Annotated in this window: 13 protein-coding genes; 4 read left to right on the top strand and 9 right to left on the bottom strand. The window is 56.6% G+C overall.

All coding sequences use genetic code 11. The features are described from left to right. Positions 1 to 57 precede the first annotated feature (57 nt). Genes WMO26_RS05090 through WMO26_RS05070 form a run of 5 tightly spaced genes read right to left on the bottom strand, consistent with a single transcriptional unit; the run spans position 58 to position 6,782 of the window. The gene (locus WMO26_RS05090) at positions 58 to 921 is read right to left on the bottom strand and encodes a prephenate dehydrogenase (RefSeq protein ID WP_349218612.1); all 864 of its coding nucleotides are present in this window, start codon (positions 919 to 921) and stop codon (positions 58 to 60) included. Next, complete coding sequence (locus WMO26_RS05085; RefSeq protein WP_349218611.1) at positions 918 to 1,868, bottom strand: alpha/beta fold hydrolase; 951 nt, start codon at positions 1,866 to 1,868, stop codon at positions 918 to 920. The genes WMO26_RS05090 and WMO26_RS05085 overlap by 4 nt, the downstream gene beginning before the upstream one ends. A 30-nt stretch (positions 1,869 to 1,898) precedes the next feature. Further along, complete coding sequence (locus WMO26_RS05080) at positions 1,899 to 4,952, bottom strand: AAA family ATPase (protein ID WP_349218610.1); 3,054 nt, start codon at positions 4,950 to 4,952, stop codon at positions 1,899 to 1,901. After that, the gene (locus WMO26_RS05075; protein WP_349218609.1) at positions 4,949 to 6,100 is read right to left on the bottom strand and encodes an exonuclease SbcCD subunit D; all 1,152 of its coding nucleotides are present in this window, start codon (positions 6,098 to 6,100) and stop codon (positions 4,949 to 4,951) included. The genes WMO26_RS05080 and WMO26_RS05075 overlap by 4 nt, the downstream gene beginning before the upstream one ends. A 7-nt stretch (positions 6,101 to 6,107) precedes the next feature. Beyond that, the gene (locus WMO26_RS05070; RefSeq protein ID WP_349218810.1) at positions 6,108 to 6,782 is read right to left on the bottom strand and encodes a metallophosphoesterase family protein; all 675 of its coding nucleotides are present in this window, start codon (positions 6,780 to 6,782) and stop codon (positions 6,108 to 6,110) included. Positions 6,783 to 6,966: 184 nt separating this feature from the next. Here WMO26_RS05070 and WMO26_RS05065 point away from each other — a divergent pair, with 184 nt between their 5' ends. Continuing rightward, positions 6,967 to 8,307 (top strand): D-alanyl-D-alanine carboxypeptidase family protein, encoded by a 1,341-nt coding sequence (locus WMO26_RS05065; RefSeq protein ID WP_349218607.1) that lies wholly within the window; start codon positions 6,967 to 6,969, stop codon positions 8,305 to 8,307. Between the two features lie 132 nt (positions 8,308 to 8,439). Continuing rightward, positions 8,440 to 10,359: a polysaccharide biosynthesis protein gene (locus tag WMO26_RS05060; RefSeq protein ID WP_349218605.1), complete on the top strand. Its 1,920-nt coding sequence runs from the start codon at positions 8,440 to 8,442 to the stop codon at positions 10,357 to 10,359. Positions 10,360 to 10,412: 53 nt separating this feature from the next. Here WMO26_RS05060 and WMO26_RS05055 read toward each other — a convergent pair whose 3' ends face one another. From WMO26_RS05055 to WMO26_RS05040, 4 genes are all read right to left on the bottom strand, one after another. Beyond that, positions 10,413 to 11,444 (bottom strand): NAD-dependent epimerase/dehydratase family protein, encoded by a 1,032-nt coding sequence (locus WMO26_RS05055; RefSeq protein ID WP_349218604.1) that lies wholly within the window; start codon positions 11,442 to 11,444, stop codon positions 10,413 to 10,415. Between the two features lie 340 nt (positions 11,445 to 11,784). Beyond that, entirely contained in the window at positions 11,785 to 13,497 is a 1,713-nt protein-coding gene (locus tag WMO26_RS05050) for a phospho-sugar mutase (protein ID WP_349218603.1), read from the bottom strand. A gap of 104 nt (positions 13,498 to 13,601) precedes the next feature. After that, entirely contained in the window at positions 13,602 to 14,195 is a 594-nt protein-coding gene (locus tag WMO26_RS05045) for a uracil-DNA glycosylase (protein ID WP_349218602.1), read from the bottom strand. 21 nt (positions 14,196 to 14,216) lie between these two features. Then, the gene (locus WMO26_RS05040; protein ID WP_349218600.1) at positions 14,217 to 15,047 is read right to left on the bottom strand and encodes an AraC family transcriptional regulator; all 831 of its coding nucleotides are present in this window, start codon (positions 15,045 to 15,047) and stop codon (positions 14,217 to 14,219) included. Between the two features lie 227 nt (positions 15,048 to 15,274). Here WMO26_RS05040 and WMO26_RS05035 point away from each other — a divergent pair, with 227 nt between their 5' ends. Then, on the top strand, positions 15,275 to 17,194 hold the full coding sequence (locus WMO26_RS05035; RefSeq protein WP_349218598.1) for an ABC-F family ATP-binding cassette domain-containing protein: 1,920 nt from the start codon (positions 15,275 to 15,277) through the stop codon (positions 17,192 to 17,194). 13 nt (positions 17,195 to 17,207) lie between these two features. Continuing rightward, on the top strand, positions 17,208 to 17,765 hold the full coding sequence (gene lepB, locus WMO26_RS05030) for a signal peptidase I (RefSeq protein ID WP_349218596.1): 558 nt from the start codon (positions 17,208 to 17,210) through the stop codon (positions 17,763 to 17,765). Positions 17,766 to 18,028: the final 263 nt, after the last annotated feature.

Genomic DNA, 18,028 nt, shown 5'->3' with positions numbered 1-18,028 from the left:
TTCCTTCGTCCGCTTGTTTTGTTATTGGACCTCCGGCAAACGAAAAAGGCCGCCCGTTCACGGCGCGGCCTTTTTCGTTTCCTTCGCTTCAAGCAAACTTTCTTCCTTTAACTCCCGTCCCTCCCGGAGCAGGGTGCGCAGCCCGTCGGCGTCTTCATTTGCAATTGCCTGACGGTATTCGGCGAGCTTTTCGAGAATGCAGTCGATTTCCGCCAGAAGCGGGTCCTTGTTCATCAGAAACAGGGTGGTCCACATGTCCTCATTGAGCTTGGCCACCCGGGTCAGGTCCTGGAAGCTGCCGCCGGTAAAGCCGCCCTGCTTTTTCAGGGTGGGGCTTTTGACGTACGCGTTGGACACTACATGGGCAAGCTGGGAGGTAAAGGCGATAATCCGGTCGTGCTCCTGGGGGGTGGTCAGCACGATCCGGGCAAACCCGATTTCCTTGGCCAGGGCTTTTACCGCGTCGATACTGGGGGCTGGGGTATCCGCCGAGGGGGTAATGATAAAGCTCGCCCGGTCAAAGAGGCTGTCGAGTGAATAGGCAAAGCCGGAAAACTCCCGTCCCGCCATGGGATGGGTTCCCACAAAGGAGACGCCTCTTTGCCGCAGCGGAAGGGTCACCTGGTCCACCACCGTTTTTTTGACGCCGCATACGTCTGCCACGATGCTGCCCGGGCGAAAATGGGCGGCGTTTTCCAGGATAAAGTCGATGGTCTGCCGGGGATGAAGGCAGACCAAAGTCAGGTCCGCCTGGGACAGGCCCTCAGGCTCGATGACCCGGTCGATGGCCCCCTGGTTTAAGGCGGCGTGCAGGGTTTCCCCGCTTTTATCCAGCCCAAAGCACAGATGCTTGGTGCGGTGCTTGATCGCCTTGCACAGCGACCCGCCGATCAAACCCAGGCCTACTACCGCAATGTTCATGCTTTTTCCCCTTTCGCCGTGGTGATGAGAAAACGAAGAATGTCCTTGTACACGTCGCTTCGATTGATCTCGTTGATGATCTCGTGCCGCCCGCCTTTATAAAGTTTGCAGTCCACCTGCTTGACTCCAGCCTCGCGCAAACGCCGGCACACCTTCTCCACCCCTTTGCCGAACTGGCCCACCGGGTCCATATCCCCGCTGAGCAGGAGAATGGGCAGGTCCTTGGGCACGCTTTTGGCCCATTCCTTTTTGGAAACGGTCTTTAGAAGGTGAAACAGGTTATAAAAGCCGTTGAGAGTAAAGAGAAAATGGCAGTAGGGGTCCTCCACGTACCGGTCCACGATTTGCGGATCGCGGCTGAGCCAGTCAAAGGAGGAGCGATGCTGCTCATACTTGCGGTTATAAAAGCCGAAAGCCATGCCGTTAATGAGACGGCTGCGGTGCCGATCTCCTTTGAATAGGCCGATGAACTTGGCAAGCGCCATTCCGACACCCGCCAGCGGTTCTCCCCCACTGGTACCCACAATCAGCGCCCCAGTAAGCTCCTGGCCGTACTGGCTCAAATAAGCCCGGGCGGCGAAGGAACCCATGCTGTGCCCCAGCAGGAAGATGGGAAGGCCGGGGTACTGGCTGCGGATTTTGGCCGTCAGTTGGTGCAGGTCCTTGGGCAGGGTGCGCCAGCCATCCTTCTGGTCGAAGTATCCTAAGTCCTCCTGTTTGGGTGCGGTCTTACCGTGGCCCAGATGGTCGTTACCGCACACGAGAACGCCCGCCCGGGTCATTTCCTCTAGAAAAGGCACCTGCTCGTACCGTTCGATGTATTCGCACATGCCGTGGGAAAGCTGCAGCACCGCCCAGGGCTTTTCCCCTGGCGTATACACATAATAAGCGACTTGATCGATTCCGTTGGCGCTCAAAAAGAACCCGGTGGTCTTTTGGTAGGGCACGTTTCCTTCCTCCTTCTGCTGCAAGGCGGTTTATCCGCACACAAGCTCCACTTTGCTGCCTCCCTTGGGATCGGGGGACACCTCGATTTTCGCGGCGATCCGTTCCCGAAGCTCCCCTACATGGGAGATGATCCCGATCAGCCGTCCGCCCGACTGAAGCTCGGACAGCGCGCCCATAACGCATTCGAGCGTCTGGGCGTCCAGAGTGCCGAACCCTTCGTCAATGAACACCGAATCCAGCCGGATGCCGCCGGCGTAGCTTTGCACCGTGTCCGCCAGGCCGAAGGCCAGAGCAAGCGACGCCAAAAACAGCTCGCCGCCCGACAGGGTGTTGACGCTGCGCTCGCCGCCCCGGTAGCCGTCGAGCACCGCCAGGTCCAGCCCTCGGTAGCCCTGGCCGCCCTGACGGTCCATGCGCACCAGGTTGTACTGGCCCCGGCTTAAACGCAAGAGATACTGGTTTGCGGCGCTTACAATGTCGTCGAGCATGATGCCCAGCACAAACTGATGCACCGGAATTTTACGGGGATTTTTTCCGCTTAAAAGCTCTGCCAGAGCCCCCGCCGTGCGGTACTGCTCCTCTAGTCCTTCCTGCTCTTTGCAATACGCTTGGGCTCGGCTGCAGGCCTCGCTTAGCGCCGTCTCCCGCTCCTGCAACCGACCGATGGCCGCATCCTGTTCGGCCTTTTCTTTGGAAAGAGCATCCCGCTTTTCGGTAAGGTTCGCCAAATCGGGAACGGATACGCCGGACAGCTGCTCCTGAAGCTGGGCAATCACATCCTTGACCGCCGCCTGCTCCTTGTCATACTGGTCGATGGCCTGCTCCATTTGAGGCAGCCGGTCGAGCAGTTCTTTTTGCAAAGCGGGGTCCTCCCCGGGTGTAAGCCCGGCGGCTGTGCACTGGTGTTCATATTCGGTCTGGGCATGGGTTCGCTGACCGTAGGCTTTTTTGACCGCCTCCAAAGCGGCGGCCGCCCCTTCCCTCGCCCCGGACAGGTTGGATTTTGCCTGGGATAAGCTTTCCTGAAGCCGGGCAACCGACTCTTTCTTTTGCTGCAAACACAGCCGATGCTCGCCGATCGCCGCCGTCAGCTTTCCAGTATCCGTTTCCTGTCCCTGCAGCGCCGTTATTAGCTCCTGGACGCTTGCCTGGGCTTTGGCTGCGGCCACCGCCGCCTGCTGCGCGTCCTTGCGGCTTTGCTCAAGCCGCTCCTTTGCCGCGGGCAGGTCCCGGCGCAGCTTATCAAGCAGCGCTTCCCCTTTCAGCCGGTCCCGCTGGGCTTTCTGGGCCGCAAAAAGCCTCTCGTTTGCTTCCGACAGGGCCGGTTCGATGGCGCTTTCTTCGATCTCGAACCGAGCAAAGGCATCTTTTGCCCGCGCCAGCGCCTGTTTTGCCGCCTCATAGGCTGTTTCCCTGCGGTGAAGCTCCTGCTCCGCCGCTTCCTGGGCGTCCTTCGCCGCCCGCTCGTTCTCCCGCGCGGCCTGAACCTCTTCTGGAGCCGGCACATTTTCCGCCGGCCGTGCGGGAGCCGGATGATGCATCGACCCACACACCGGGCAGGGTTTTTCTTCCTTTAATAAGGACGCCAGCAGGTAGGCCGCGTCCGCCCGGGACGCCGCCTCGAACTGCAAAAGCGTTTCCCTTCGGGCGGCAAGGGCTTGTTGAGCGTCCGCCGCCCGCTTGCCCGCCGCCAGTTTCGCGGCGAACATCTCCCGCTCGGTTTCCTGGGCGCTGTGCAGGGCGGACAAAGCGTCCTTTGCTGCGGTCAGCGTCTGCACCCGCAGGGAGAACTCCGGGAGCCTGGACAGATACGTTTCAAACTGCTCGCGCAGATAGTTTTCACCCTTTTCAACGCGCGCCTGCAATGCGGCAGCCTCGGCAGCAGCCTCTTGTTCCCGCTTGCCCGCTTCCTCAGCGGCCTTTGCCGCCAAAGAGGCCGTCCGCCTCGCCTGGGTCAAACGCTTTGCATCCTCCAGCGCCCGTTCCAGGACGCTGAGCCTGCGGCTTTCCTCTTCCGCTTCCTCTTGCAAACGTGGAATGGCGTTGGCCGCCTCCTGGGCCTCACGGCAGGCGGCCGCGGCGGCGCTTTCCCGCCGTCTGCTTTCCTGCTCTTCTCCCTTTGCGTCCCTTTCCCGCTTGACGGCGGACTGCCACATCTGAAAATAAGGCTGCACCCCTTTTAGCTTAACCCCATAGGCGTACTGCTTACGAAACCCGTCCATCTCCTCCGCTTTAAGACGAAGCTGCGCTTGCCGTTCCTTGGCGGAAGAAAGCCGGTCGAACCGTTCCTTTTGCCGGGCGGCTTCCTGCAACCGAACATTTGCTTCCTGTAAGGCTTTCTGGAGCAAAGCCTCCTGTTCCTTTGCTTGCTGCCCGTCCCGCCGGCAGGCGTCCCGTTTTTCCAATAAACCGGAAAGGTCCTCCACCTGGTAAGACGCAAGCAAAGGAGCGAGCCCGGCGGATATCTGTTTGAGCTGCTCTTTGAGCTGATTCGCCCGCTCGTTTGCCCGCTCGGCAATCCGTTTCCACTTTCCGGTGGCGAACAGCACCTCTAAAATGCCTTCCTTTTCACTGGAGGAAGCGGTGAGCAGCTTGCGAAATTCCCCCTGAGGCAGCACAATCACCTGGGAAAACTGCTCGTAGGTAAAGCCCAGCAGTTCCTTCGCCTTCTGGGCCACCTCCAGCCCGGTTCCCAGCAGCCGCCACCCGTCCGCCGCCCAGACAAAGCATTCCGCCGTGCTCTCCTGCTTGAGTTCGGTAGCGCCCGACCGCTTCTTGACCATGCGTTCCGAAAAGGTGCGCACAAAGCGATAGCGTTCTGCTCCCAGGGTAAACTCGAATTCCACCACCGTGGGCGTTTCCTGAGAGGCACCGGTGCTGCGAAGCTCCTTCCAGTCCCTGCGCAAAGCCCCGGTAGCCCTGCCGTAGAGGGCGCAGCTCATGGCGTCGAGCAGGGTAGTCTTGCCCGAACCGGTGGGGCCGGAAATTAAAAAAAGGGGTGCTCCGGCGAGTTTCAGAAAATCCACTTCGCTTCGGCCCAGATAAGCACCGAAGCACTGCATGACGATCTTTACCGGTTTCACAGGCGTTCCTCCTCTCCGGCAAGCTCACAAAAAAGCCGGGTGAGTTCCTCATCCGGCTCTCGGTCGCAGACCTGCCGCAAAAACGCCTCGAACACCGCCCGGTCATCCACCCGCTTGGCCCGAAGGCTTTTGCGAAGGGCGTCCCGGCCGGAGGACTGGTCGCTACCGCCCCGCAGCCAAACGCATTCCAGCCCTAAGAGGTTCGGATACCCTTCCCGCAGCCGGGCCATGGGCTCGAACACGGGGGCCTCGTCCAAAAGAGTGGCGTACAAGAAATCCTCTCGGCGCTCGTCCGTTTTCGCTGCCCTTAGCAGCTCTTCCAAAGTCCCCTCCACCATGCGCATGTCCCGTTTGGGCGTGATGGGAAGCTGCCGGACCGCTACCGTTTTTTCTCCCAGCTCCACCACCGTCAGCGACTTTTTGTGATGCGCCTCGTCAAAGGAATATTTTAAAGGCGAGCCCGCGTACCGGGCGTTTTTCCCCGCCGGCTGAGGCCCGTGCAGATGGCCCAGGGCCACGTAATCGAACCCGGAAAACAGCGCGCCGTCCACTTCGCCGCTGCCCCCGATGGACAAAGGCGATTCCGACTCGCTCTTTTTCGAACCCGTCACAAAGCAGTGAGCCATAAGAACCTGCCGTGCCCCCGGCGTCTGCCGTTCCCTAACCGCCGCGAGCACCCGCTCATACGCCTCCTGAAAGCCCCGTATCGTCTCGTCCTTATAGACCTCGCGCACCTGAGCAGGATCGAAGTAAGGCAGCATCCACAGCTCGATTGGCCCAAACTCGTCGCAAAGCCGCACCGGTTCGGGCTCTGCTTTGATCCGGGAAGCAATATAAAGCCCCTGCTTTTTGAGAATCTCCGCGCCTACCGTCAGCCGGTCGGCGCTGTCGTGGTTTCCGGAAATGATGGCCACCTTTCGCCTGCGTTCGGCGCATAAGGCATAAAGCAGGTCGTCAAACAAGCGGATGGCCTCCACCGGCGCAATGGGCCGGTCGAACACGTCCCCGCTGATCAGAATCAGGTCCGGGTCCTCCCGGTCCACCGCCGGAAGAAAGGTTTCGTAGAGAAACTGTTCCTGCTCTTCCAACAAAGAGCGGGAAAAGATCACCTTGCCCAGGTGCCAGTCGGCCGTATGCAGCAGCTTCATACCCGCCTCACCGCTTCTTTTTGTTCAGGTCCAGCGGCAGCACGTCCCCAAACACCGCGATCTGCCGGGGGGAAATCACCTTGTCCACATGGCAGCTGCCGAAAAACCAGCGCTTGAATTTGCAGGTTTTCGCCACCTCGTCGAAAAAAATATTCAGGGAATTGATATAATCCTCCCCGATGTTGAGCATCCCCTTGACTGCCGCGGACGGCTCATGGGTGATGATATAGTCCACCTCATGGAAGGACGCCTCCAAATTGCGCCGCCCTTCCTCGATTTCCTCAGGAGAAGGGAGTTCTCTTGCCCACCAGTGCCCGTCCTCCCGGCGGATGTCCTTGTCCGGGCTTTCCCCGCCGCCGAAGGCGAAGATCCGTTCCCCCTCGATCTCGTAGATTTCGCCCCGCATCAGCTGCACCGTGTTCTCCTGCAGCCAGCGCACCTTGCCGCCGCACCACTCGCTTACGGGCAGCCGCTCAAGCAGCTCGAAGTTTTCATGGGCGCCGTCTACAAAGGCGATGGTAAACGGGAATTTCCCCAGAGCTTTGAGCGCTTTCTGTTCTTCCTTGCTCCCATCCCACACAAAGCCGAAATCGCCGCAGACCAAAAGGGTGTCGCGCTTCTTGACCACCTTCATCTGCCGCTCGGAGAACCGCGCCAGTTCCCCGTGCAGGTCGCCTGTCACGTAAATCAAACCAAAAATCCCTCCAGAACAATATGGGCGTGCGCTGGCAAACCTTACGTCTTTCTTACATTCTTCCAAAGACCCTTCCTTTCGGAAAAATGCCTTTCTTTTTTGCCAGAACCCTGATATACTAATTAAGATCATATCATGAATATATAGTATATCACATTGGAGGGAAATGTCCATGAACAAAAAGGCAATTTTCCTGTCTGCCTTGCTGATTGTCGCGCTGCTGCTCATGCCGTTTTCCGCGTCGGCCTCCTATACGCCGCCGGACAGCGTGCCGGTGCGCTCCCAAGCGGTTTTGATGGCAAACGTGGAGACGGGCGAGATTGTATATGAGAAAAACGCGGATCAGAAAATGTACCCCGCTTCTCTGACCAAGGTGGTCACGGCGATGATCGCATTGGAGGAATGGGGCGACCGGCTGGACGAACAGGTCACTGTGGACGGCGCTTTGTTCGACGATTTGGGCTGGGGCTATTCCAACGCCGGGCTCAAAGACGGCGAGGTGCTGACCATGCGCCAGCTCCTCTACGCCATGCTCATCAAGTCCGCCTGTGAGGGCTCCAATGTCATCGCGGACGCAGTGGGCGGAAGCGTGAGCGATTTTGTGGATAAAATGAACGAGCGGGTCAAGGAGCTTGGGTGTGAGAACACCCACTTCGTCAATCCCCACGGCCTTCACGACGACGACCAGTATACTACGGCGCGGGATCTGTATAAAATCGTGCAAAACGCTATGAAACTGCCGGTGTTTATGGAAATCTGCTCCACGGCCCGGTACCGGATGCCGGCGACCAATATGAACGAGGAACGAACTCTGGTAACCACAAACCTGCTGATGGACCAGGCCACCGGCGGCGTCAAGTATTATTACAGCCCCGCCAGGGGCATTAAGACCGGGTATACCCCGGAAGCGGGCAGGTGCCTCATCTCCACCGCTTCCCAGGACGGGTACACCTATCTGCTCATCACCCTGGGCGCGCCGGTGGAAGACGAAAACGGCGAGCCCATTACGGACATGTACAATTTCATGGACGCCATCAACCTGTACGAATGGGCGCTGCCTAATTTTCAGGTCAAATCCCTGGTGGACCAGCAGGAACCCAGCGGGGAAGTCAGTATACACCTAGGCGAAGAAAAGGACAGCGTGCTCGCCTATCCCGGGGAGGATTTCTCCGCACTAGTACCCAAGAACATTGAAAAATCCAGCATTCTGCTGGTTCCCGAACTACCCGATACGGTGGACGCTCCGGTAAAGAAGGGGGACAAGCTGGGGACCGCCAAGCTGATGCTGGCAGGGGAAGAGCTGGGCACTATCGACCTGGTGGCAGGCGAGTCGGTCAACCGCAGCGAATTCCAGTTCTATATGGAAAAAATCAACGAAATTATCTCCTCTACTTGGTTCAAAATCGCAATTGTCGCGGTGGTAGGTTTGATTGTGGTCTATGCAGTTATTGCCGTGATTGTCAATCAGAAACGCCGCAAAAACAAGCGTGTCAACCGGACGAGAAAAATGTAGGAACCGGAAAAAACGGTGTATGTTTTTTCTTCAAAAGATTTACATTATTGTAAGGCACATTGACAAGCAGAAAAAAAAGAGATAAAATTAAGTCGAAGAAATGAGATTGATGTCAAAAAGGTGGATACGCCCATGAAACAAAAGAATACATTTTTTCTGCCGGTGTTGCTGCCCAAAATCGGGCTGGCTTTGTTGGACGTGTTCGTAGTCAACACAGCTGTAATTTTTTCATATTTGCTGCTTAACAATTTTGTCCTAGACACCGGGCTGCTCTTAAATTATTTTCAGAGTTTTTGGGCGCTTTCTATTTTCACCATTCTCAGCCTCTGCGCCTACCGGGTCTATCACGTGCTGTGGATTTACGCCTCCTCGCTGGACATTGCGCGGATTACTATGGGTTCGATTACCGCTATGGTATTCTATTACCTCTACGGATTGATTCTGAATGTGCCCCTTCCCTTGCCGGTTTATGTGATGGGAACCATTATTTCCATTGGGTTTCTTTTGTTTTCCCGTTTTGTTTACCGGTATATCCACGTTCGCGCTTCTATTGCCTCGGTGGAAAACAAGGTTTCCCGCCGGATCATGGTGGTGGGTGGCGGCAACGCCGGTTCCTCTCTGGTGCATGACCTGCTCAACGAAGGCCCCAAAAGGGGAACGCCGGTGCTTGTGGTGGACGACGACATTAAAAAGCACCACACCCAGATCCGCGGCGTGACCGTCCTCTATGGCGTAGACCGTATTCAGGAACTGGCGGAGCAATTCTCCATTGACGACATTTATATCGCCATTCCCTCCGCCACCTCCGATCAATACGAACGGATCGTCAGCAATTGTACCAAAACCAAGTGCAAGATCAAGATGGTCCCTCCCTTGAGCGAAATCCAGGACGGTACCCGCCCCATCGCCGAAGTGCGGGAGCTGCACATTTCCGACCTGCTGCTGCGCGATGAGGTAAAGCTCGACATGCAGAGCATCAGTGATTATTTGAAGGACAATGTGGTTCTGGTCACAGGCGGCGGCGGTTCCATCGGCTCGGAGCTTTGTCGGCAGATTGCCCGGTTCTCACCAAAGCTGCTAATCATCTTCGACATTTACGAAAACAACGCTTACGAACTGCAAAACGAACTCAAGGACCGGTACGGCAGCGCGCTCAACAGCCTGATTTTGATCGGTTCGGTGCGGGATGAGGCAAGGCTGGAGGAAATCTTTACCCAGTACCATCCCAGTATTGTTTTCCACGCGGCGGCCCATAAGCATGTCCCGCTGATGGAGGACAGCCCTGCCGAGGCGGTGAAGAACAATGTGTTTGGAACCCTCAACGTGGCCAAATGCGCCGATAAATATGGAGTCAAGCGGTTTGTGCTCCTGTCCACCGACAAGGCGGTCAATCCCACCAATGTGATGGGTGCCACCAAGCGGGTGACGGAAATCATCATCCGGCATATGGCTTCGATCAGCAAGACCCGGTTTATGGCGGTACGCTTTGGGAATGTCCTTGGTTCCAACGGAAGCGTGGTTCCGTTGTTTAAAAAGCAAATTGAGTCAGGCGGCCCGGTCTGCGTAACCCACCCGGACATCACCCGGTATTTTATGACCATCCCGGAAGCGGCGCAGCTGGTGCTGCAGGCCGGGGGTATGGCGGAAAGCGGCGCGATTTATGTGCTGGATATGGGAAAGCCGGTCAAGATTGACGATCTGGCCCGCAACATGATCCGCCTGATGGGCTACACGCCGGACATCGATATTATGGTGAAATACGTAGGCCTTCGTCCGGGAGAAAAACTTTACGAAGAACTGATTCTCGACGACGAGCGCGATCGTCTGATCACCACCGCCCACAATCGCATTATGATTACCCGTCCCCTTCCCGGTGAGGGCGACCATCTGCAGGAAAAACTCGACGAACTCCAGGCGGACATTCAGCGCGATCCCAAAAACGCGACGGCGTATCTGCAGCGGATCGTTCCTATCCGGAAGATGAACACGCCGGACTTCGATGTTTCCGAGGAGATCGTGGAAGAACAAGTCATACAGACGGCTTCAGTCTGATCATTTCTCAAGATGATAAAAGCGCCTTGGGCTTTTCGCCCAAGGCGCTTTCTTTATCCAATCGAATTTTTTTGAACCATGTGAGGCTTGACCCTCTGGTTTTGTTCCAGCCAACCCACCGTGTCTTTCAGCGTGTCGACAAGCGGGCGGGGCTGATACCCAAGCTCCTCTTTCGCCTTTTGGTAAGAGAAATTAGCGTTGCTGCCCAGGGTAAACAGAGAATATCTGGTGTAAAGCGGCGGCTGGCGGCGCAGCTTATAATACCACTCCGCTAAAGGCGCGGTAGCCTTGGCAAGCCAGGTGGGAAGAACCGTTTTGACCGGCTTGCGGCCGCTGAGTTCGCTGAGGGTTTTCAGCAACGCGGGGATGGCACAGTAATGCCCGGAAAGAATGTAGCAGGCGCCGGGCTTTCCATGCTCCGCCGCGGAAAGAATCCCGTCCGCCACATCCCGCACGTCTACAAAATCGTAGCCGCCACTTACACAGGCCACCAACCGATGATCCAGGTAATCCATAATCAGCTGGGTCAGATGCCCGTGGCCGTAGTCATACGGCCCGATGATGCCGGAGGGATGGACCACAACCGAGTCGAGGCCTTCCTTTGCCGCATCCAGCACCAACTGGGCGGCCTGGGCCTTGGTTTTCGCATAAAGTCCTTCCACCGCATTCGGGTCAAAATGGGTGACTTCCGACAGTACGGTTCCCTTGGGCGCCGGAATGGCGTGGACGGAGCTGGTATAGATGAGGCGCCTGGTCGGATATTTCCGGCACAGGGCAATGATGTTGGCCGTGCCGGTCACATTGACGTCAAACACCTTCTGCTGAAACTTGGATGCGATGGAAACAATGCCGGCGGTATGAATGACGATCCGTTCACAGGGCTCTTTGGTCTGAAAAGCCGGTTCAATGGAAGCGGGGTAGCAGATGTCCCCCTCGAAAATCTCCACATCCAGCTGGTTGAGCGCCTGGGACGGGTCTCCCGGTAGGGCCAGGCCTCTCACCCATTTGCCCTCACTTTTGAGCCTGCGAATGATGGTATTTCCCAGGTGCCCTTTCGCACCGGTCACCAAATAAAGCTCCTTCACGGCCGCCACTCCTTTCTATGCCTGCGCGGCGAAACGGTAAAAACAAAGAAACCGCATTGTAGAAACTGTAAAATATTTCAACTTTATTATACCACATCTTCTTGCAAGGAATGCAGTTTTGTGTGAACAATTTGTTAGAAATCTATGCACGCTTCCACCCGTCTTTTTACCTTGGCCGCTCTGTACCAAACCGGGTATACGGTTGGAGAAAACCGCGCTGTCCGCCGCACTCAAAAGGCAGCGCGCCCGGGGTTCACGGCATTCTTCACAAGACGGCGGCCAGAATAAAAGGGCCCGGCAGCGAAGTGTGCTGCCGGGCCCGCGCCGATCTGAAAATGACTTATGAGAGCAGCGTATTCATGGAAGCCTTGAGCTGCTCGGTGATTTCGTCTGCTTCTTTGCTGGTAGGCGCCTTCGCTGTATAATAAATTTTCACCTTCGGCTCGGTGCCGGAAGGACGGACGATGACCTGTGCGCCGCCTTCGAGCCGGTAGCACAGGACGTTGGACTTGGGCAGATGAATGACGTTAACCGTGTCCGATGCAAGGTCGGTATCGGTGGACTGCTGGTAGTCGGCAATTCCCGTTACCTTCCGCTCGGCGATTTGAGCCGGCGGGTTTTTGCGCAGCTTTTCCATAATCCCCTGAAGCTCCGCCATGCCAGCCGCGCCTTCCCGGACAATGGAATCCACCGCGTTCTTATAGAAGCCGAACTCCTGATACAGGTCCTGCATCACGTCGTAAAGGGTTCTGCCCTGCTGCTTATAGAAGGCCGCCATCTCGCAGATGAGCATAGAACCCACCACCGCGTCCTTATCTCGGACATAGGAGCCTGCCAGATACCCATAGCTTTCCTCAAAGCCGAAGACAAACCGGTCGTCCTCGCCCTTCTTTTCCAAAAGCCCGATCTGCTCGCCGATATACTTAAACCCGGTGAGCACGTCGATGAGCTGCACCCCGTATTTCTTGGCAATGGCCGCCGTCATCCGGGTGGAAACAATGGTCGTCACCGCCACGGGGTCTTTGGGCATGGTGCCGTTTGCAATACGCTGGGAGCAAATGTAGTCAAAAAGTAGGGCGCCCACTTCGTTGCCGGACATGAGGACATATTCCCCATCCTGGCGCACGGCGATGCCTACCCGGTCGCTGTCCGGGTCGGTGGCCAAAAGAATGTCCGGCCCTACCTGCTCGGCAAGCTTTAAGGCGCACTCGAAGGCCTGGCGGATTTCCGGGTTCGGGAAGGGAGCGGTGGGGAAGTTGCCGTCGGGCATCTCCTGCTCGGGCACCACATACACCTGCTCAAAGCCCTCCCGGGCGAGAATCTTGCGCACCGGCACATTGCCCGCACCATTTAAGGGGGTGTAAACCACCTTTAAGCCCGCCTGCTTGCCCACACCATGATGGATGGCTTTCGCCGCCACCGCATCCAAGTAGGCGTTTAGCAGATCGTCCCCGATGATGGAGATTTTTCCCGTGCGCACGCCTTCGTCAAAATCCATGGTCTTGGCCCCGTCGAACACGTCCACCGCCTGCATTTTGCGCATAACCGCGCCCGCCGCTTCTTCGGTCATCTGGCAGCCGTCCGCCCCGTAAGCCTTGTAGCCGTTGTACTTGGAGGGATTGTGGCTGGCCGTAACCACCACGCCGCCCTGGGCCTTCAAATACCGGATGGCAAAGGAAAGCACCGGAGTAGGCTGCAATTCCTTGAAAATATGAACCGGGATACCGTTGGCGGCGAAGACGCAGGCCGTCTCTTTTGCGAACAGGTCCGACTTGATGCGGCTGTCGAACGCGATGGCAACCGAAGGCTTATCAAAAGTTTCCAGCAGATAGTCCGCATAGCCCTGGGTGGCCCGGCGGACGGTGTAGATGTTCATGCGGATGGTTCCGGCGCCGATGACGCCGCGCAGCCCGGCGGTACCGAATTGCAGCTCGTCGTAAAACCGGTCCTTGATGGCCACCTCATCTCCGGCAATGCTCGTAAGCTCCTGTACCAAATCCGGGTCGCCCACCGCCTTTTGCTTCCAAAGCTCGTAAAGCTCCATTTCCTTCATATCCGTCACATCCTTACTTGTTTTTCTTGGAATCTAGGATACCATAGCTTTTGAAAATTACACGTCGCATTTGCCCGAAGAAATCCCAAGCCTCCTTGATTTCCTTACCCTTCCGGCGCAACGTCCTCAATGGGGGTATGGTCGCACAGTTCCCGTACTTTATCCCGCAGCTTGACAAAATCCTCAAACGCCTCGGGCTTATTGGAGGGATAGCGCAACAGCGCCGCAGGATGGAAGGTACCCATAAACAGGGTGCCGTGCTTCTCAAAGAAGATGCCGTGCTCCTTGGTCACCTTAAAATTGGGACTGATCATCTTCAGAGCGGCAATGCGCCCTAAGCAAACCACAATCTTCGGCTTCATTAAGTAGAATTGGTTGCGCAGCCAGCCGATGCACTGCTCCTGCTCCTCCGGCTTGGGGTCCCGGTTTTCGGGAGGACGGCATTTGACGATGTTGGCAATGTACACACTTTCTCTGGAAAGCCCCACCGCCGCTAGAAATTTATCAAGAAGCTGGCCGGCCCTCCCCACGAAAGGCTCCCCCTGCTCATCCTCGTTTTTGCCCGGGCCTTCGCCCACAAACAGCACCTCCGCCTCCTGGTTTCCCACGCCGAACACCACATTCGTACGGGTGGCGGCCAGAGGGCACCGGGTGCATTCCTTACATTGGCGCTCCAGCTCTTCGAAGCTTTCGATCATGCGCCTACCACATCCTTTGCTCTATTTATCCAGCGCATACTTGCTCGGCGGCACGCCCTTGTAGCGCTTAAACACCCGCGAAAAGTACAGCTGGTCGGAAAATCCGGAAGAAAAAGCCGCTTCGCTGACCGAAAGGCCCTGGGAGCGCAGCAGCACACAGGCCTCGTCGATGCGAAACCGGGTCAGATACTCGTTGGGAGACATGCTCAGATGTTCGATGAAGAGCCGGTAAAGATGGCTGCGGCTGATGCCTACACTGTCGGCAATGTCGCCCACGCTGATGCTGTGAAAATAGTTATACTGGATAAAGCGCAACGCCTTCTCGATGTACCGCCTGCCGGTACCGGTGTCCCGCTGGGTTTCGTTGGCACCGCAGTATTCAATAAGCGTGGACAAAAACTCCATCAGCCTGCCCCGCATACGGATTTCATCCGACACCCGCGATCCCGTGGCGTCAAAAATAGAGGCAAGATTCGCCGCCAGCGGGCTTTCCAGCGGACAATGAAAAATCGGCTTGTCCTGCGAAAGGCCGGCCAGCTTGACAAGACGTTCCGCTTCGGTGCCGTTAAAACCCACCCAGGAATATTCCCATGGATCGGCCCCGTCCGCCCGGTAATGGATGACCGTGGAAGGGAATGCCAGAAAGCCGTCTCCGGCCGTCAGCTCATACCGCTGCCCACCGGTTTCGTAGCTGCCCTTTCCGGACAGAATGTAGTGAATCAAATAGTGGTCACGCACCGCCGGGCCCCAGCTGTGTCCCTCTTCGCACTTTTGGATGCCGCAGTTATACACCGCCAGCCCCACATATTCAAAATGCTCCACCTTATACGAATGCTTAAAGGTATCGTTCATGATTATATCCTCACCCCGATTGCCACATAAAATAGAAAGGACGCAGAGGATTCTTTCTACGTATCAGTATACCGCATATTCCCCTCCCTTTGCAACCGGTCGGAGGCATTCTCTTTGCAACTTTTGTCCTGATTTCCGTATGACGGCTTTTGTTTACAAGGAGGGACAAGTGTGCTACACTTATTTTATCTGCAAATTTATCCGAAATGGATCGGGAGAAGCATCGTATGGTTTATTTGAGCGCAACCAATGTTTCCAAAGCCTTCGGCGAGGAAACGCTTTTCGAAAACGTATCCTTCCACGTGGAGGAACACGACAAAATCGGTTTGGTGGGCGCCAACGGCGCGGGAAAAACCACCCTGTTTAAAATGATCATCGGCCAGATGGAACCGGACACCGGCGGCGTCTACGTCAACCGGGACGCCATCGGTTATATGGAGCAGTACGCCTGTCTCGACGACGGGCGCACGGTGCTGGAAGAGGCGCTGTCCGGTTTTTGGAAGTTTCACCGGATGGAGGAGGAGCTGCATTCCCTGACTGCCGCTCTGGACAAAGCAGGTGATGACGCGGGCCTCATTGAGCGCCAGCAGTTTCTAACCGAGCAATACGCCGCTCAAGGGGGCCTTACTTATCAAAGCCGGGTACGCGCGGCGCTTTTGGGACTTGGGTTTGCGCCCGAGGACCTTGAGCGTCCTCTCTTTTCCCTAAGCGGCGGCCAGCGCTCTAAGGTGAGCCTTGCCCGCCTGCTCACCTGCGACGCGAAGCTGCTACTTTTGGACGAACCTACCAACCACCTGGACATTCGTTCCGTGGGGTGGCTGGAGGATTTCTTAAAGGCCTACGACGGGGCCTACTTGGTCATTTCCCATGACCGGTATTTTCTCGACCAGGTGACGAAGAAAACCTTTGAGCTCGAACACGGGCATCTGCGGATGTACGGCGGCGGATATTCCGAATATCTGTTGCGCAAGCAGGAAGACCGGGAGGTGCTGCAGCACCAGTACGACAGCCAGATGCGGGAAATCAAGCGCATTGAAGGCATCATCGCCCAGCAGCGCCAGTGGAACCGGGAGAAGAACATCAAGACCGCCGAAAGCAAGCAGAAAATGGTGGACCGGCTGCGCGGGCAGCTGGTCAAACCGGAGGCGGAGCTTTCCGCCATCCGGTTTGCGTTCAACGTCCTGCCCGGCGGAGGCAACGACGTGCTTCTGGCGGAAGAGCTTTCCAAACGGTTCGGGGAAAAGAAGCTGTTCGAGCATGCAAAACTGCACATCCGAAATGGAGAACGGGTGTTCCTTCTGGGGGAAAACGGCTGCGGGAAAACTACCCTTCTTCGCATCATCACCGGGCAGCTCCCTTCCGACAGCGGGTTTCTCCGTCTGGGTGTGGGCATCAAGGCGGGGTATTACGATCAGAATTTAGAAGGGCTTAACTATGACAAGGACGTAATCCACGAAGTCTGGGACAAGTACCCCCAGATGACCCAGACCCAGGTGCGAAACGCTCTGGCGGTGTTCCTGTTCACAGGAGACGACGTGTTTAAGCCTATGCGCGCGTTAAGCGGCGGAGAGCGAGCCAGAGTCGCCCTCTTGAAGCTGATGCTCTCCAAGGCGAACTTTCTACTTCTGGACGAGCCTACCAACCATCTGGACATTGCTTCAAGGGAAGCGCTGGAAAGCGCGCTGCTGGGGTATGAGGGCACTCTTTTGATGGTGTCTCACGACCGGTATTTCATCAACAAGCTGGCCGACCGGGTTCTTGTCATGAAAGAGAACGGCATAGAAGAGTGCATCGGCAACTACGACGATTATCTAGCGCGGGAAGAGGCCAGGCCCAAATGCGAAGAGGCAGTGCAAAAAGCGGTCCCGAAAAAGCAAAACGATTACCAGCGGCGAAAGGAGCTCGAATCCCAAAAGCGCCGCACGGCGGGGCAGCGAAACCGCACGGAAACCGCCATTGAGGAAACGGAAGCCCAGATTGAGCAATTGCAGGAGGCGATGGCTTCTCCACAAGTGAGCGCGGATTACAACAAGATTTTGGAACTGACCGGTCAGCTCGACGAAACCAAACAAAAGCTCGACGGGCTTTACGAGCAGTGGGAGCAGCTGGAGGAACAGCTGCGCGAGCTGGAAGAAATGGATGCGTAAGGAGGGACCGGGAATGGAGAAACCGATGCAGGCGGACAATAAGAGTAAGCCCCGGAGCCCACGCATCCGGTGGGAGCTATTCAGCTGGGTTCGTCTCATTCTTGTTTCCCTGGTGCTTGCCTTTCTTATCAGTAACTTTGTGGTGGTCAACGCCGTAGTTCCTACCGGGTCTATGGAAAATACCATCCAGATATCGGACCGGATCATGGCCTTCCGGCTGTCCTATCTGTTCGAGGACCCGGCCCGGGGGGACATCATCATCTTTGAACCTCCCGACGGGGACGAGGACTGGTACGTCAAGCGGATCATCGGCCTGCCGGGGGACACGGTGGAGATCCATGACGGCGGGGTTTACATCAACGGCACGCGATTGCAGGAGGACTATGTAAAGGAACCCACGCAAGGGGTGTTCGGCCCTTATCATGTCCCGGAAGACGGTTACTTCATGATGGGAGACAACCGCAACGACTCTCTGGATTCCCGCTTCTGGAAGAACCACTATGTGCGCCGGGATCAGATCAAGGGGAAGGTTCTGTTTGAATATTATCCAAAGCTGCAATGGGTGAATTGATTGGGAAAAACCATTTCGTTGCGGGAATGTAAAACCCTTTCTTCTGGGAAGACATCGAAAAGAGCAGGTACAGCGGTTGCTTGAGGAAAACGGCGGACGTGAGAAGAAGCTGGACTGTACTTCGATTTTTACGACTTGCGGCCAGCCCAGAGCTTCGGGGAACAGGCGAAAAAGGCAACTGTGCTAAGCCTTCACAATAGATGTATTTTCCAGCTCGACGGAGCTGCGAAAGGCGCCCGCAGGCCAATCGGCCCGCGGGAGAT

It is taken from the genome of Solibaculum intestinale (assembly GCF_040096205.1).
Taxonomy (GTDB): domain Bacteria; phylum Bacillota; class Clostridia; order Oscillospirales; family Acutalibacteraceae; genus Solibaculum_A; species Solibaculum_A intestinale.
This window is presented reverse-complemented; position numbering and strand designations above follow the sequence as displayed.

Bases quoted from the DNA above. Each gene is read 5' to 3' on its own strand.
- WMO26_RS05090 (WP_349218612.1), bottom strand. From the start codon at position 921: ATGAACATTGCGGTAGTAGGCCTGGGTTTGATCGGCGGGTCGCTGTGC.
- WMO26_RS05075 (WP_349218609.1), bottom strand. From the start codon at position 6,100: ATGAAGCTGCTGCATACGGCCGACTGGCACCTGGGCAAGGTGATCTTT.
- WMO26_RS05065 (WP_349218607.1), top strand. From the start codon at position 6,967: ATGAACAAAAAGGCAATTTTCCTGTCTGCCTTGCTGATTGTCGCGCTG.
- WMO26_RS05060 (WP_349218605.1), top strand. From the start codon at position 8,440: ATGAAACAAAAGAATACATTTTTTCTGCCGGTGTTGCTGCCCAAAATC.
- WMO26_RS05050 (WP_349218603.1), bottom strand. From the start codon at position 13,497: ATGAAGGAAATGGAGCTTTACGAGCTTTGGAAGCAAAAGGCGGTGGGC.
- WMO26_RS05045 (WP_349218602.1), bottom strand. From the start codon at position 14,195: ATGATCGAAAGCTTCGAAGAGCTGGAGCGCCAATGTAAGGAATGCACC.
- WMO26_RS05040 (WP_349218600.1), bottom strand. From the start codon at position 15,047: ATGAACGATACCTTTAAGCATTCGTATAAGGTGGAGCATTTTGAATAT.
- WMO26_RS05035 (WP_349218598.1), top strand. From the start codon at position 15,275: ATGGTTTATTTGAGCGCAACCAATGTTTCCAAAGCCTTCGGCGAGGAA.
- lepB (WP_349218596.1), top strand. From the start codon at position 17,208: ATGGAGAAACCGATGCAGGCGGACAATAAGAGTAAGCCCCGGAGCCCA.